The sequence below is a fragment of the Acinetobacter chengduensis genome (assembly GCF_003664645.1).
Taxonomy (GTDB): domain Bacteria; phylum Pseudomonadota; class Gammaproteobacteria; order Pseudomonadales; family Moraxellaceae; genus Acinetobacter; species Acinetobacter chengduensis.
Map to the genome: position 1 here is coordinate 1 of NZ_RCHC01000084.1, position 259 is coordinate 259.

The following is a 259-nucleotide window of genomic DNA, read 5'->3' on the forward strand; positions in this document are numbered from 1 at the left end:
TCCAATGCCACAAACTCGTGAACACATCCTTCTTTCTCGCCAAGTAGGCGTTCCTTACATCGTTGTATTCTTAAACAAATGCGACCTTGTAGACGACGAAGAGCTTCTTGAATTAGTAGAAATGGAAGTTCGTGAACTTCTTTCTACTTATGACTTCCCAGGCGATGACACTCCAGTTATCCGTGGTTCTGCTCTTCTTGCACTTAACGGTGACGCTAGCCAATACGGCGAAGACGCTGTTGTTGCTCTTGTTGACGCG

1 protein-coding gene is annotated in these 259 nt (G+C 45.9%); it reads left to right on the forward strand.

Going from position 1 to position 259, the window contains the following annotated elements:
- Positions 1–259, forward strand: a 259-nt coding sequence (locus D9K81_RS18335) for a GTP-binding protein (RefSeq protein WP_227602123.1), incomplete at both ends; no start/stop codon positions are given.